Origin of the sequence: Leptospira dzoumogneensis (assembly GCF_004770895.1) — a bacterium.
Classification (GTDB): domain Bacteria; phylum Spirochaetota; class Leptospiria; order Leptospirales; family Leptospiraceae; genus Leptospira_B; species Leptospira_B dzoumogneensis.
The window spans coordinates 303602-318107 of the sequence record NZ_RQHS01000010.1; the positions used below are offsets into that span (position 1 = coordinate 303602).

The following is a 14506-nucleotide window of genomic DNA, read 5'->3' on the forward strand; positions in this document are numbered from 1 at the left end:
GTAGTTCCTATTTTTTAGGGGAGTTATCATCCCAATCCGGAAACAATCTTTTGCTTCCGATCAGTTTCCAACTTTTATCCAGGGCCCCGAGAACCAGATTTTTCTCCCTGAGGATACATTCAAGATATTGGCAATTTCTCCCGGCCTCGGCCATTACTGGACGAGGTGGGATATCCTTCTTCCCCCATCTTTCCTGAAGGATAATCAGAAAGATCAGGCCCACGGTATAGATAAGTAAAAATGCAGTTTTAAAAAGTTTATCCAAGATTTTCCCCTAAGGATTCGTACAGCATAGGTTCCGATTTCAGTCTTCTTCCAAGAAGCGGTTTTAAGGCCCGGTTGCTTAAGCTATCCGCCTCCTTCAGGAGTTCAAGGGAAATCTTTTTGTCCTTCAGGTCCCTGTATCTCAAGGCCAAACAATCTTGGACGAATAATACGAGTCCATACTTGTCCGGTTTAGGATTTCCACAGTCTCCACATACTATCTCAAAATGGGTTTCGTCCAAGCTGCAAGATTGGATCTCTGAGAGATTTTTTCCGCAGCTCGCGCATTCCATTTCCTTGGATAAGAAGCCGCCCACATATAATAATTTCAGTTTAAAAAAAGGGAGGAACACAGGTTTATAATCGTCTTCATCTAATTCTTTTAAGGCGCCTAGAAGAAGTTTATATTCCATTGGATGAGATCCTCCTTCCGTTAAGAAGGAAGAAACAAGTTCCACCAGATAAGAAACCAAAACAGTTCCTGAATATCCTGTTTTTGCCTTATCGAATCTTCTGATCAACCCGATCTCTTTTACGTTAAATGTTTCTCTTCCTTGGGTGAAATAATAATCTAATACGGTAAGAGATCCCGGTTCCACTGCGGCGATTGGTCTTGTTTTACTTTTTTTGATCCCCTTTACTCGGAAACTTCCTACTTCTCCTTCTTCCGGTAGAAGTCGCAGGAATGCATCTCCTTCCGGAAGAATGCGGCTTTCCATCACAATGCCGGTCGTTTTTTTTAAGGCCCCAGGACTAGATCCAGACATAGATCCTCCTTCTCCTTCATTAGAGCCTCGTCTTCTTCTCCACGTTCGTGATCGTAACCGATTAAATGTAAAAAACCGTGCACGAATAATCTAAAAAATTCATCTTCTTCGCTATGACCTATACTCTTAGCTTGGGCCTTACATGTATCCCAAGAGATCACTATCTCTCCTAAGCTGAGGATCGGTCCGAAGTTCTCTTTTTTGTTTGGGGGAAGTTCCCAAGGAGTCAGATCAAAACTTAAAGGAAAGGAAAGAACATCGGTCGCGTAATCTTTTCCTCTTCGGACTCGATTCAATTCTTGGATGGATTCATCATCCGTCAAAACCAGAGAAAGATGAGTATTTATATTAGGAAAAGAGAATGCACTTAAAATTTTCCAGCGGGATCCCAGAGCGGATTCGGATAACCAGTCAGGAAGAGAATTCGGATCGAAATCCGAAGAGAACTCAAACAAGTCAGTGACTCTTAGGGGCGTGTTTCCCCAGAATATTTTTGTTCTTCTCTTCTAAAGCTTTTGTATCCTCGGGTTTAGGATATTTAGGTCTAGAGTGAAGACTAGAGAGAAGAACTTCCTTAAAGGAAAATTTTACAACTTCCAGATCTCCTAATGTAAGTCCGCATTCGTCCAATTGGTTTTCTGCCAATTTTCCGTTTACGATCTTAGTAATAAGTGCATCTAAAGATTCTGGAGTCACTTCTTCCAAGGACCTGCTTGCAGCTTCCAAACTATCTGCAATCATCACGATCGCAGTTTCCTTTCTTTGAGGTTTAGGACCCGGATATTGGAAATCCGCTTTTTTTAATTTTTTCTTTTGAGAAGGAGAAAGTTCAGCAAGCGCCTTATGATAGAAGAACGCCATGGTAGAAGTACCATGATGTTCCGGAATAAAATCGATCACTTCTCTTGGAAGCCTCGCCTTCTTAGCCATCTCTATCCCGTCCAGGACGTGATCGATCACTATCTTCGCGGCTTTCGCAGGATTATTCTTATCTATATTTTCCTTTTTAGGGATTAAGTGTTGGTTCTCTACGAAAAATCCTGCATTCGGGATCTTACCGATATCGTGAAAATATACGCCAACTCTGGTTAGAAGCCAATCCAGTTCCAAGTTTTGAGCGGCTCTTTCGGACATAGCTGCCACTAAGAATGTATGAGTATAGGTAGAAGGTGCCTTGGTCAGTAGATCCTGCAGCAATGGGTGACCAGTATCCGCAAGTTCCATCAACTTAAATCTGGTAGGTATATTGAATACATACTCATAGATCGGAAGAAGCAGCTGAGTCAAAGTGGAACAAACGAATCCATTCACTAAACATAATAAATACAATCTGAATATATTCGATTCCCAAAGATCTCTCAGATAAGAACCGGATGGAACCGCTACCCAATAATTCCTCGAATCGAATAAATATCCGGAAGAAGAGATCAATATCTGGACCAAGGCCATATAGAACCCTGCCTTGATAAAATCGATCCTCTTTCTCATCTTCCTTCCGTAAGTAGCCGCAACCACAGTCATTACGAACGCTAAAATGAAAGAAGTAGGATTATATCTGGAAGCTGCAAACACGAAGAAGGACAGAAAGAATCCGATCGCAATCGACAATTGTTCATCATAGATCATTGACAAGATCAGACAAACCATTCCGGTAGGGATCACAAGTGCGAAGTAAAACACGGAATCGTAACTATTCTCAAAACTAAAAAAAGCCTTGGAAGCTAAGTAAGCCCATAACACCAAAGACCAGATCAAAGTGAATACGATCACATTACTGGATACGTCATTCAATCGTTTCGGGTTATATTTCTTCAAGAATGCATAAACTATAATTACAAAAATGGATTGGATAAGAAGAATGGAGATGATGGATGCGATATTTGCACGAGTTGCATATCTATTTACTATTAGTAATTTCTGATAGATATCAGGAGTGATGATCTCACCCGCTTTTACTATGGTTTCCCCCGCATTGATCCTGCTGCTAACAGGTTCCGTTCTGTCCATAACGGCTTGTTTTTGATTTTTAGTTTCTTCCGCATTATAAGTACAAGCCGGATTAGAATACACATAAGTGAGCGCAAGTTTTTGGATCACAGATAAAAGTTGAGGATCTGTGGCTTGCAACTTCTCCGCGGCCAAACGGTTCAAGGTATCTATAGTAGCACTATCCCTATATAAATACATACGAGGGATTACAAGAGTTCCCTCTACAGAAGAGATTTGTTCCTTATTTCCGCTCGCACCTGAATTACGAACTCTTGCTTCCGCGGAACGGATCGCGGAATAATCCCCAGGTTGATCTCTTAAAATACAAAAATTAGAAAAAACTAAATTACTATATTGTTGGACAAGATCTCTGACCCTGGACTTTCCGGGGGTCTTAAGCAGCAGATCCAATTCTTCTTTGGATCTATTCTTCCATCTTGGAATTGCAGTCAGTAATTCCGCAGAAGTTTTCACCTCTCCAGTAGGTTTCGGTTCCCTATACTTCTCCATATCTTCTTGGATGGCAGGGCGAATCACCTCTATTAGAACTCTATAATCTCTATCGAAAAAATTAGGAGCGGATTGAAATGCCTTTAGTCTTTTGGCCTTTGTTTTTTCTTCGTCTTCGTAAACTATATCTTTAGTGGAGACAACTTTTTCTAAAGCGTTTTTGCCTTCCGAATAAGGACCGTCTTGAGATAAATTAATTTTGTCCTGACCGAAAAATGGGATCGCGAGCATCCAAGTCACGATGATCAAAGTGATCGCAGTGAGGATCACCTGGAATTTTCTCACGAAAGAGATCGGACGGATCTTGGTCAAAGTATCCGTGATCCAAGCCATCCCTCTTTCTAATAGTGATCCCAAAGGAAACATTACAATTCCTCGAACTTCCTCACGATGGTTTCTACCAGCGGATGTCTAGTGATATCTTCTTTTCCGAAAAACACCTGGCCTATTCCTTCCGTCTGTCTGAACAAGTTTACCACACGATCGAAACCGGATCTACCATGTTCTAAGTCGATTTGGGTCACGTCCCCGGAGATACACATCCTGGAATTACGGCCCAAACGGGTCATAATCATTTTAAGCTGAGCAAGAGTACAGTTTTGAGCCTCGTCCAAAATGATAAAACTTTTGGAAAGAGTCCTTCCTCTCATAAACGCAACCGGTGCGATCTCTATTTTAGTAAGCGCGATATATTCTTGGGTTTTTTCAAAACCGATACATTCGTTCAATGCATCATAAACCGGACGAAGATATGGATCCACTTTTTGGTTTAGATCCCCTGGCAAAAATCCAAGATTCTCTCCCGCTTCTACCGCAGGTCTTGTTAATACTATCTTATCCACGATCCCGTTCTGTAAAAATCTGCAAGCCATTGCGACTGATAGGAACGTTTTTCCAGTTCCTGCGGGACCGATCCCGAATGTGATCAGATTATTTAAGAAAGATTGAATATACTTTTCCTGGTTTTTAGTCCTGGAATAAAGATGTTTTCCCTTGTATGTGGTGAGTATCTTTTCGGTAGGTTTGAAGGGCTCGTCATCCGACTTACGCTCTTCCTTCTTCTTTTCCCGAGTAGCTTGTTTAAGAAGATAACCGAAATCGAATTGGTCCGTAAAATCACGGTCCGGTCTGTCCCGATAATTGGTTTCCAATAATCTGAAAAAATCCAATGCGAATTCCACCTTTGTAGGAATTCCTTCCACTTGAAAACCGTTCCCCCTAGGGATTAGATCGATCTCCAATTGTTTTTCCAAATTTTTGACACCCGTATCGTTGATCCCACAGATCTTACGATACAGGTCTTGGTTTTCGAAAGTAAATTGTTCTTTCCTGATACGATTAAACCTTTATCAACCTAAGCTTCAATTCTTGGAGCTGTTTCTCTTCCACTTCAGACGGACATTCGCTCATCAAACAAACACCCTTCTGAGTTTTAGGGAATGCGATCACATCTCGGATGGATTTTCCGCCGGTCATCAGCATCAAGATCCTATCGATACCGAACGCGATCCCTCCATGAGGAGGTGCCCCATATTCCAAGGCCTCCAATAAGAAGCCGAATTTTTCCTTAGCTTCCTCTGGTCCGATCCCCAAAGTGGAAAAGACTCGAGTCTGCACATCTTTGGAATGGATACGAATGGAACCTCCACCAATCTCCACACCATTCAGCACCAGATCATAGGCTTTAGCGAGTGCATTTCCCGCTTCTTTTTGGAGTCTTTCCTCGGAAGAAAAAATTTCCAAACTGGAATCCCCGGGAGAAGTGAACGGGTGGTGTAAAGAATCCCAGCGTTTGCTGTCCTTGTTCCATTCGAACATCGGAAAGTCCACGATCCAGGAAATATGAAAGCTTCCTTCTGCAGGTTTGTCAAATCTTTCCGAAAGTTTCAGGCGAAGTGCGCCTAGAGAATGGTTTACAATTTCTCTTTCATCCGCTCCGAAAAAGACCATGTCTCCTTCTTTAGAGCCGACTAAGCCTGCGATTTTGGAAAGGGCATCCGGAGTGAATCTTTTTGTAATAGTAGATTCTAAACCTTCTGCCCCGTGTTTCATGTATGCGAGGCCTTTTGCTTTGTAATCTCTGTTCAACCAAGCAGTCAGATCTTCGATCTCTTTTCTGGAAATTACGGAACCGCCGGGAACACAAACCGCTTTTACTACTCCACCGTTTGCAACCGCGCCGGCAAATACTTGGAAATCCGAATCTTTTACGATTTCGGAAACATCTACCAGTTTCATTCCAAAACGAAGGTCGGGTTTATCGGAACCGTATTCTTCCATGGCTTGTTTATAAGGCATTCTAGAGAATGGACCCTTGAAATCCAGACTGAACACATCCTTCATCACTTGGGAGAATAGACCTTCGATCTCTGAGAGGATCTCTTCTTGGGAAACAAAGGAGAATTCCATATCCAACTGAGTGAATTCAGGTTGTCTGTCCGCTCTTAAGTCCTCGTCCCTGAAACATTTTACGATCTGGAAATATCTCTCCATCCCACCTACCATCAGGATCTGTTTGAAGATCTGAGGAGATTGTGGAAGAGCATAGAATGAATTCGGGTTCAAGCGAGAAGGTACTAAAAAGTCCCTTGCACCTTCCGGAGTGGACTTGTTCAGGATTGGAGTCTCGATCTCCACAAACTTACGAGAGTTTAGATAATTACGAATTGCGAATACGAACTCATGACGTTTGATCATTCTGTTTTTGAGTTCGTCCCTTCTGAAATCCAAGTATCTGTATTTCAGTCGGTTCTCTTCGGAAATCTCTTCGAATTCATCCAAGGAGAATGGAGGAGTTTTTGCGGAGTTCAAAATAATAAGCTGATCTACAACAAGCTCGATCGTACCGGTTTTCATTTTGGGATTGATACTTTCCGCATCACGTTTTTTGAGCTTTCCTTGGACAGCGATCACGTATTCGGAGCGGATCTTCTCCGCAGCCGCGAAGTTTTCTCCCAGGATCTCTTTACGCAATACTACTTGCAGGATCCCTGTTCTATCCCGGAGGTCCACAAAGATGACCCCGCCTTGGTCCCGGAATCGGAAAGACCAACCGAATAGAGTGAGAGTTTTTCCTTCTTGGGCATCAGTTACTTCTCCTGCCCAGGCTCTTGATTTATAACCTTCTAAAATCCAATCTTCCAAAGAAATTCCAGTTCCTTATTTATTAATATAATAACTTGTTCCAAATATTTTTCAGAACAGACACATCGAGCCGCATTTCGATTAATAAAGACGGTCCCGTAAATTCCGGCCTTGCCGGGACTACACGTTATCAAATCTGGAAAGTTCAGGTCGGAAGGCAAGTGGAAAAGAACCGGTTGGTCCGGACCTGTTTTTGGCGATGATGATCTCCGCCATTCCCTTCATTCTAGGATCTTCCTCTTCGTCCTTTCCCTTCTCTCCACGATAGATGAATGTAACAATATCAGCGTCCTGTTCGATCGCACCCGACTCTCTTAAGTCCGCAAGTTGAGGTCTTTGGTCCTTGGATCTCTGCTCAATGGATCGGTTCATCTGAGAAAGTGCGATCACCGGACATCTTGCTTCTTTTGCCATCTGCTTAAGCGCTCTGGAAATCGAAGAAACCTCTTGTTGTCTTCCCCCGTCCCTATTTTTGGGGTCGTTCATGAGCTGGAGATAATCCACGATAATGAGTCCAAGTGTTTCATTGGTGAGAAGTTTACGGACTCTTCCCTTAAAGTCGTCCACACTCAGTGCGCCTGAATCATCTATATAAATAGGAGAAGAAGTTACCTTAATGATTGCATCGATCAGCTTGGGAGCATCCGACTTGGTCACTTCGGAACGTTTTAATTTATTGGATTCCACCTGGGCATAAGAACACACAAGTTTGAGCAGAAGTTCCATTCTACTCATCTCTAAGGAGAAGATCACCACCGGTCGGTTATGGATCAGAGCAACATTGGATGCGATATTCAGTGCCAATGTGGTCTTACCGTTACCGGGTCTTGCAGCCAAGACCATCATCTCGTATTCTTTTAGGCCGGAAGTCATCTCATCGAACTGAGTAAAATTAGTCCTGAGACCTTTGATCTGGCCTCTACTCTCCATGATATCTTTGATATATTCGGAAAGTGCCGCCTTATCTCCGGAAACAGGAAGAAGTCCTTTTACATCCGCAGATCTGGAAACATCCGTAAGACTTTGTTCGATCTGATTGAATACCGACTCGTTTTCGCCCGGTTCTTTCTGGATCAACTCCAGGGCGTTCATTAATAATTTAGAATATTTTCTTCTTTCGGAAAGACGTTTGATCCTTTCCGCATAGTAACCCAGAGGATGGGAAACTACAGAATCCTTATAAAGAGAATAAATATATTCGTATTCTCTTTCCGGATCTTTAAGTAATGAATTTTCTTTTAAGAAGTTTAGGACGGAAACAGGATCTACTGCGATCCGTTTGTCCACAAGGTCCAGGATTGCCTTGTAAATTCTTCTGTTTGTATCTTGGTAAAAATCCTCAGGAACGAGGGGAATATCGATTAGATTATCCGCTCCTTTAAGAAGCAGAAATCCGAGAAAGGACTTCTCGGATTCCAGTTCAAACAAGGAGTCGGCTTGCATTTTTGCTCCGGCTTACGCTTCTGTAGAAACGACTTCCTCTTTCTTCACATGAACTGTGATAGTCGGGAGGATACCTTCGGCAAGACGCACTTTTAATTTATAGGAACCTAGGTTACGGATAGGCTCTGGGAATTCGATTTTACGTTTGTCTACTTCGAATCCTGCGGTTTTTAACAAAGCTGCTACATCGGCAGGAGTTACCGCTCCAAAAAGTTTATCCCCGCCTCCGGTCTTAACGGAAATTTCGAATTCTTTTCCGTTCAATCCAGAAGATACGGATTCCATATCTTTCTTGCGTTTTTCTTTTTTAAGATCTGCAAGTTTCTTTTGGTGAAGAGCCATTTTGGTCTTACCTTCAGAAGCTCTTACAGCGAGTCTTTGAGGGAAAAGAAAATTACGAGCGAAACCGTCCGCAACTTCCTTTACATCTCCCGCGTCTCCTAAGTTAGAAACATCTTTTTGTAATATTACTCTCATTAGTTTCTCCTTAGTTTACTTTGAACGGTAGAAGACCGATGCTGCGCGCTTTGCGGATCTCTCTTGCAAGAATTCTTTGATACTTTGCAGAAGTTCCGGTAATTCTTCTTGGAATGATCTTACCACGGTTAGTGATGAATCTTTCCAAAAGTTCGGTGTTCTTATAATTAATTTGTTTAGCAAGTTCAGGGTCTGCAGTAAAACGGCAAACTTTCTTCTTATACTTGTTTTGTTTTTTAGGGGGGCGTCCTCCATCTTGGTCTAAAGGCATGCCCTCAGCAGTAATTTCCTGCTTTAATTCTTCTTGTGTTTCATTATCTGACATGAATGTTGTCCTCGTTAAAAAGGTATATCGTCGTCCATCGCAGAACTTCCCATATCATCTTGAGCAGATGAATAAGAAGAAGATCCGCTACTAGCGGAAGAGCCGTACTCTCCGCTTCCATTCTCCCTTGCACCGCCTATCATCTGGAAATTTTCCACGACGATACGAATGCGGGAGGCCTTCTTGCCTTCCATGGTTTCCCAGGTGTCCTGCTTAAGGCGACCCTCGATCACGAGTTGTTTGCCTTTTTTGCAGTATTGCTGGATGATATCCGCGCCTTTTCCCCAAGCCTCGCAGTCGAAAAAATGAGTTTCCTCTTTTTTCTCTCCGCCGGTTACATAAGTGCGACCGTTAGCTAAGGAAAAATTCACAAGAGAAGTCCCGTTTACGGTTTTAAATTCCGGATCACGGGTCAGGCGCCCGACAAGGGTCACCCGATTGATATCGTTAGCCATTGAGGCGGACGATCATAGAGCGAAGTAAATTTTGGTTTAGACCAAAGTCACGCTCTACCTTTTCTAAGGCGGATTGTTCTGCATTCACTTTGAAGTGTGTGAATATTCCGTAGTCTTGGTGTTGGATTGGATGCCAAAGTTTCTTTTGACCCCAATCTTCTTCTGCGGTCACGTTGATGGAATGCTTTTTGAAGATCTCTAGGACCTCAGTTTTAGCTACTTCCTTCGCGGTTGAACGCGTGATTGTAGTAATCTCGTAGTTTCTCAAAAGTTTCTCCTATGGGAAAATGCCCGTCTGCGCAAATGCGGCGAGCAGAAGAACCGAATTTTGTCCTATTTTCGGCTTTAGGGGCAAGGGGTCAAGTGGAATAGATTTGGGCGTCTTAGTTCCCAAAAAGCTTCTAAGGCGTAATTAGAATCAATATTCCGATAACCTTCTTCATTTCTAATTCCAATTTTCTAGATCCATTTTTTGACTCTCCAAAATGCAAGGGAATGTCTTTTCCGTCCTAAGACTCCATATTTCATGAATTTTGCTTGCGATTTCATGAAACTGGCCCACCATTTTCTGGGAGGTTCAGAATATGGCAAACTTACAAGTCAGGGACATAGACGACAGACTCTACGAAGCATTAAAAAGGAGGGCTGAAATGGAACACAGATCCGTAAGCCAAGAAGTAGTTCTTCTAATAGAGAACTATCTAGCACACGACAATAAAGAATCCGAACGTAAGACCTTGGGTTTCTTAGAATTATCAGGCTCCTGGGTAGATGACAGAAGTCCTGACAAGATCGTAAAGGACATACGTTCCTCTCGAACCAAGAACACGATAGGAAAGGATGCAGATGAGCTATTTGATTGATACTGATATTATCATCTATAGCTTAAAGGAAGATCCGATTGTCCGGCAAAATTTTTTGGACCGTAAGAACTCCATCAAATCAGTCTCCGTAATCACTTATGGAGAATTGGTTTTTGGGGCCCAGAAATCTTCTTATAAGGAAAGAAATCTAGCTACTGTCCGAAGAATTGCCGAACTTTTTCCGGTGATAGAATTGACCGAAGGAATTATGGAAACGTTTGGAGAACTCAAGGCTACTCAGCAGAAAAAAGGAAATCCTATAGAGGACTTCGATCTACTCATAGGATCTACGGCTTTGTATTTGAACTATACCTTAGTTACGAATAACGAAAGGCATTTCCAAAAAATTCCAGGACTAAAAATAGAAAACTGGGCCTACGCAGCTTAGTTCAGTTCCACCCAGCCTCTATCTCCTTCTATCCGAATCTTAGTACCCAAGTCTTGGGAAAGGACCGCGATTTCTTTCAAAAAATTCTCGGCTTCCTTTCCTTCAAGAGGTCTGACTAAATGATCTTCATTTTGGAACTTTCCGAAAATAGGGACAAGCTCAATATCGATCAATTTGCTTTTTTTAATATGAAGTATTACGATTAAGTTATGGTTTAAGTAGGCGTTCCTGCTTCCAAAGATCAAATTTCCCAAAGAATAAAATACGATCGTATTTCCGATCTTCTCGATACCTTGGGGAATATGAGGATGGTGTCCTACAATAATATCCAATCCGCCGTCAGCCAATGTTTTTGCGGTCTTTCTCTGTTCAATCGTCGGAAAAGGAGAATATTCCACTCCCCAATGAAGTGAAAGTATCCTGAATTGTTTTCCCGCGGAAATTGTTTTAGATTTTTTATCTCTTTTAGAAGTCCGAGATGAATTCAGTTGGAATTTTTCTATTTGGACCTTTTTTAAGATCAGTTCAGGATCCAGAGGCATAACACCGGGAGTTTGTCCTGCGTAATGAGACCTACCTTCCGCCACATTAGTTGCGGAATAAACTCTAAGATAAGTATCCTTCCCTTCCCAAACCCAAGGACGAAAAGCGAACTCCAAATTTTTGCCGGCACCGATAGAATAGATATTTCTATTTCCTAAAAATTTGAGAGTTTCTTCCAGTCCTTCCGGACCATGATCCATCGCATGGTTGTTTCCAAGAGAAACAAGATCCACTCCTAAAAAGCTCATAGTTTCTAGATCAGATTCTTTTGCTTGGAAAACGTAAGCCTTACCGTGATCCCAGCTTTTTTCGGATACCACAGGAGTTTCTAAATTTAAAATTCTTAGGTCAGCGCTTTCAAAAACCGATTTTAGTCCTTTAACCGGGGCCAATTCTCCTTTGGACTTGATCGTATCCCGGATCCCCCAATTAAACATAACGTCCCCGCCCAGTAGGACTTTTACCACTTCGGGATCTTCTTCTTTTCCAAATAACTTTTCTATTTGGGTTTCGATCTTATTTACGATACTTGTTTGTGGTTCGACAGGTTTTTCGGCACTGGAAGAATTTTCAGGAACTCCAGCGCATGCAAACGTGAGTAAAATCGGAAAACTGAGAAGGACCGAAATCGAGGAAATGAGGTGTTTTCGAAAAAACAACATGTTTCGGGACAGTTTTAAGTCCCGATTCGTTTTCGGAAATAAAATACTGAAAAAAGAAAAACCCTTAAGGAGATTCTTTAGAAATAAATAAGCTGTTACTACCCTTAGCAGGATCTATTATTTAAAGATCAGAAAGCCAAAAAGAACTAAAACTAAACCCAAAAGCCCGATCCTCACGCCCACTTTAGCCATATCTTTGATCTCGAAACCGCCCACAGCATAAGCCACTGCATTCGGAGGAGTAGATACAGGCAAAGACATCGCTAAAGACGCACCTAACGCGGATCCTAAAACCAACTGGATTGCATAGGATTCATTTCCAGGAAGTAATAAGGCAGCAACAGGAAGAGCCAAAGGAACCAAAAGATTTGCAGTAGCAGTATTGGATAAGAATGTAGAAAGAAAAAGTCCAATCGAGAAGAAAATCCCAAGCACCCAAAGACTTTCTCCGGGTCCTGCTTGTTTACCGATCAATTCTCCGAACCAGATCCCTGCCCCGCTTTTTTCTATTCCTGTCCCGAGAGCGATCCCGCCTGCAACTAAGATCAGAACATCCCATTCCAAAGAACGTAAATCATTAGATTCTAATATTCCGAACGAAGTAAAAAGAAGAAGTGGGAATAAAGCCACAACTCCCGCAGGTATCCCATGAAATGATTCGCTCAACCATAGAAGTACGGTAGTCAAAAATCCGAACAAAACAAATCTCAATTTTTTCTCGGAACCTTCTTCGGAGATCGTTTCATAACGAAGAGAAAGAGTTAAACCTTCACTCGCGGGAAATGCGCGAAGAAGCCAGAACCAAGCTGCAAAAAGTAGAATGATGAGTAGCGGAACAGCAACGAGCATCCAAGTGCCGAAAGAAATATAATCTCCATATCCTTGGTTTTTCAAATTTGCAAATGCGATCACATTCGGAGGAGAACCGATCGGAGTTCCAATCCCCCCTAAGTTTGCAGCAAATGGGATCCCGATCAGGACCGCTTTTCTAAATTTTTCATCCTTATCCAAAACCATAAGTAATGGGAACACAAGTGCGATCATCAGAGAAGCCGTGGCAGTATTACTCATCCAAAGAGAGATTGTGGCAGTGATACACATAAGACCGAGTAATACATATTTGGGAGAAGTCCCGAAATAAGGAAGAACCCTGTTTGCAAGCCAACGATCCACTCCTACTTTCACACAAGACTTGGCTAATGCAAAACTTCCCAAAAACAAAACAACTGCGGAATCAGCAAGTGACGCCAAGAATACGGCAGGAGGAGTCGGTTTTCCGGGGCCCGCATATTGTTTTAAAAATTCCCATTTGCCTGGATTCGAAAAAATGATGATCTCGGAAAATATGATCAGGATAGAAGTGGCATGACCCGGAATAATCTCGAAAATCCATAATCCTGCAGAGATCAAAAATATAAAAAACATCCCTCCCACGGAAGGAGGAACATAACCGTAAAAGGAAAATACAGGAGGAACACAAGCAAGTAGTATGGAAAAAATAAAACCGACGTATTTCAATTTCATATATGTGCTAAAAACCTAATATTCAAAAATCCGTAACAAAAAATATAAACCGGATATATCATTCGAAAATGATCGTTCTGTTTTGAAAGATCATAACTCTATCTTCCAAAAGCAGACGAAGAGCCTTGGATAATACTACCTTCTCCAGATCCCTTCCGTATAGGACCAGACGTTCCGGAGAATAACCATGATCGACATGACAAACGTCTTGGACTAAGATCGGACCCTCGTCCAAATTTTCAGTCACTATATGGGCAGTTCCACCTATGATCTTGACCCCGCGTTTATATGCTTGTTCGTAAGGTTTTGCACCCACGAATGCAGGTAAAAACGAATGATGGATATTTAATATACGATGCTCCCATTTTTTTACGAATTCCGGAGTGAGTATTCTCATATATTTTGCAAGAACGATCCAATCCGGTTGGAGTTTCTTCAGATAAGAATTCAATTGGTTTTCATGTTCTTCTCTGCTTAACCCTTCACTCGAAATACAATGAAAAGGAAGTTTAAAGTCTCGGACCAGATCTCCTAAAACTTCGTGATTGGAAACCACACCCAAAAGTTCCATGGGTAATTCTCCGTATCTCCAACGAAGAAGAATATCTCCCAAACAATGAGGCTCTTTTGTAGCGAGTAAAACTACCTTAGGAAATCTTGGGTTGGATAGAGTAAGCTCCGCATCTTTCGGCAGGATTTTTGCGAGTTCGGAGATAAGACCTTCTTCTTTGGAGCTGTTCTCAAGAGAGTATTCGGTTCTCATAAAGAATACCTTCTCCAATGGTTCCACAAATTCCTGATTACCTACGATATTGGCGCCGATATTCGCTAAAAATCCAGTGATCCTATGGATGAGTCCTGCCTCGTCTTTGCAACGGATCAAGAGTATTCTGTTCTTTTTCAGATTGGATTCCTGGTTCAAAATTTCTCCTTTTCTAGTCTGCAGAATCGCCTAAGAAGTCTAAAATTTCGGCTAATCTTCCTGCCAAACCGGAAAAGGAATATCTTCTTTTTACCTTCCAAAAGCAGGTTTTGGGCTGGATCGGTCGGATCCGGGACCTTCTCCGCCCATTAGCACTCTTTATAAAAAAGTGCTAATTTTTATAAAAAATAGTGGAACCTTTTGAACAATTTAGCACTCTATATATTAAA

16 protein-coding genes are annotated in these 14506 nt (G+C 42.0%); 2 read left to right on the forward strand and 14 right to left on the reverse strand.

Annotated features, from left to right (window positions below; translation table 11 throughout):
* Positions 1 to 7: 7 nt before the first annotated feature.
* The 11 genes from EHR06_RS07240 to rpsF all read right to left on the reverse strand — a co-directional run bounded on the left by EHR06_RS07240 (position 8) and on the right by rpsF (position 9642).
* Positions 8 to 265 (reverse strand): hypothetical protein, encoded by a 258-nt coding sequence (locus tag EHR06_RS07240; RefSeq protein ID WP_135756375.1) that lies wholly within the window; start codon positions 263 to 265, stop codon positions 8 to 10.
* Positions 258 to 1031: a DNA repair protein RecO gene (recO, locus tag EHR06_RS07245; RefSeq protein ID WP_135756376.1), complete on the reverse strand. Its 774-nt coding sequence runs from the start codon at positions 1029 to 1031 to the stop codon at positions 258 to 260. The genes EHR06_RS07240 and recO overlap by 8 nt, the downstream gene beginning before the upstream one ends.
* On the reverse strand, positions 1004 to 1423 hold the full coding sequence (gene ybeY, locus EHR06_RS07250; RefSeq protein ID WP_425269491.1) for an rRNA maturation RNase YbeY: 420 nt from the start codon (positions 1421 to 1423) through the stop codon (positions 1004 to 1006). The genes recO and ybeY overlap by 28 nt, the downstream gene beginning before the upstream one ends.
* Before the next feature lie 64 nt (positions 1424 to 1487).
* Positions 1488 to 3896, reverse strand: a complete 2409-nt coding sequence (locus tag EHR06_RS07255) for an HD family phosphohydrolase (protein ID WP_135756378.1) — start codon at positions 3894 to 3896, stop codon at positions 1488 to 1490.
* Positions 3896 to 4864 (reverse strand): PhoH family protein, encoded by a 969-nt coding sequence (locus EHR06_RS07260; protein ID WP_135756379.1) that lies wholly within the window; start codon positions 4862 to 4864, stop codon positions 3896 to 3898. The genes EHR06_RS07255 and EHR06_RS07260 overlap by 1 nt, the downstream gene beginning before the upstream one ends.
* A gap of 4 nt (positions 4865 to 4868) precedes the next feature.
* Positions 4869 to 6674, reverse strand: coding sequence for an aspartate--tRNA ligase (gene aspS / locus EHR06_RS07265; RefSeq protein ID WP_135756380.1), 1806 nt, complete (start codon positions 6672 to 6674; stop codon positions 4869 to 4871).
* Positions 6675 to 6794: 120 nt separating this feature from the next.
* Entirely contained in the window at positions 6795 to 8117 is a 1323-nt protein-coding gene (dnaB, locus tag EHR06_RS07270; RefSeq protein ID WP_135756381.1) for a replicative DNA helicase, read from the reverse strand.
* 12 nt (positions 8118 to 8129) lie between these two features.
* Entirely contained in the window at positions 8130 to 8594 is a 465-nt protein-coding gene (gene rplI / locus EHR06_RS07275) for a 50S ribosomal protein L9 (RefSeq protein WP_020770849.1), read from the reverse strand.
* Between the two features lie 10 nt (positions 8595 to 8604).
* Complete coding sequence (gene rpsR / locus EHR06_RS07280) at positions 8605 to 8919, reverse strand: 30S ribosomal protein S18 (RefSeq protein WP_135756382.1); 315 nt, start codon at positions 8917 to 8919, stop codon at positions 8605 to 8607.
* A gap of 14 nt (positions 8920 to 8933) precedes the next feature.
* Entirely contained in the window at positions 8934 to 9374 is a 441-nt protein-coding gene (locus EHR06_RS07285; RefSeq protein ID WP_086446612.1) for a single-stranded DNA-binding protein, read from the reverse strand.
* Positions 9367 to 9642 (reverse strand): 30S ribosomal protein S6, encoded by a 276-nt coding sequence (gene rpsF, locus EHR06_RS07290; protein WP_008592451.1) that lies wholly within the window; start codon positions 9640 to 9642, stop codon positions 9367 to 9369. Before rpsF ends, EHR06_RS07285 begins: the two co-directional genes overlap by 8 nt.
* A 316-nt stretch (positions 9643 to 9958) precedes the next feature.
* Between rpsF and EHR06_RS07295 the strand changes: the two genes are divergently transcribed.
* Positions 9959 to 10237 carry a FitA-like ribbon-helix-helix domain-containing protein gene (locus tag EHR06_RS07295; RefSeq protein WP_135756383.1) on the forward strand — a complete coding sequence of 93 codons (279 nt, stop codon included), beginning with the start codon at positions 9959 to 9961 and terminating at the stop codon, positions 10235 to 10237.
* Positions 10221 to 10625, forward strand: a complete 405-nt coding sequence (locus EHR06_RS07300; RefSeq protein ID WP_135756384.1) for a type II toxin-antitoxin system VapC family toxin — start codon at positions 10221 to 10223, stop codon at positions 10623 to 10625. The genes EHR06_RS07295 and EHR06_RS07300 overlap by 17 nt, the downstream gene beginning before the upstream one ends.
* Here the strand turns inward: EHR06_RS07300 and EHR06_RS07305 are convergent.
* The 3 genes from EHR06_RS07305 to purU all read right to left on the reverse strand — a co-directional run bounded on the left by EHR06_RS07305 (position 10622) and on the right by purU (position 14276).
* Entirely contained in the window at positions 10622 to 11830 is a 1209-nt protein-coding gene (locus EHR06_RS07305) for a CapA family protein (RefSeq protein ID WP_135756385.1), read from the reverse strand. The two genes, EHR06_RS07300 and EHR06_RS07305, sit on opposite strands and share 4 nt — an antisense overlap.
* Before the next feature lie 117 nt (positions 11831 to 11947).
* Positions 11948 to 13354: an SLC13 family permease gene (locus tag EHR06_RS07310; protein WP_135756386.1), complete on the reverse strand. Its 1407-nt coding sequence runs from the start codon at positions 13352 to 13354 to the stop codon at positions 11948 to 11950.
* 58 nt (positions 13355 to 13412) lie between these two features.
* Complete coding sequence (purU, locus tag EHR06_RS07315) at positions 13413 to 14276, reverse strand: formyltetrahydrofolate deformylase (RefSeq protein ID WP_135756387.1); 864 nt, start codon at positions 14274 to 14276, stop codon at positions 13413 to 13415.
* Between the last annotated feature and the right edge of the window lie 230 nt (positions 14277 to 14506).

What these genes read in the sequence shown, in the direction of transcription:
- recO (WP_135756376.1), bottom strand. Translation starts at nt 1,031, where the DNA reads ATGTCTGGATCTAGTCCTGGGGCCTTAAAAAAAACGACCGGCATTGTG.
- EHR06_RS07255 (WP_135756378.1), bottom strand. Translation starts at nt 3,896, where the DNA reads ATGTTTCCTTTGGGATCACTATTAGAAAGAGGGATGGCTTGGATCACG.
- dnaB (WP_135756381.1), bottom strand. Translation starts at nt 8,117, where the DNA reads ATGCAAGCCGACTCCTTGTTTGAACTGGAATCCGAGAAGTCCTTTCTC.
- rplI (WP_020770849.1), bottom strand. Translation starts at nt 8,594, where the DNA reads ATGAGAGTAATATTACAAAAAGATGTTTCTAACTTAGGAGACGCGGGA.
- rpsR (WP_135756382.1), bottom strand. Translation starts at nt 8,919, where the DNA reads ATGTCAGATAATGAAACACAAGAAGAATTAAAGCAGGAAATTACTGCT.
- EHR06_RS07285 (WP_086446612.1), bottom strand. Translation starts at nt 9,374, where the DNA reads ATGGCTAACGATATCAATCGGGTGACCCTTGTCGGGCGCCTGACCCGT.
- EHR06_RS07295 (WP_135756383.1), top strand. Translation starts at nt 9,959, where the DNA reads ATGGCAAACTTACAAGTCAGGGACATAGACGACAGACTCTACGAAGCA.
- EHR06_RS07300 (WP_135756384.1), top strand. Translation starts at nt 10,221, where the DNA reads ATGAGCTATTTGATTGATACTGATATTATCATCTATAGCTTAAAGGAA.
- EHR06_RS07305 (WP_135756385.1), bottom strand. Translation starts at nt 11,830, where the DNA reads ATGTTGTTTTTTCGAAAACACCTCATTTCCTCGATTTCGGTCCTTCTC.
- EHR06_RS07310 (WP_135756386.1), bottom strand. Translation starts at nt 13,354, where the DNA reads ATGAAATTGAAATACGTCGGTTTTATTTTTTCCATACTACTTGCTTGT.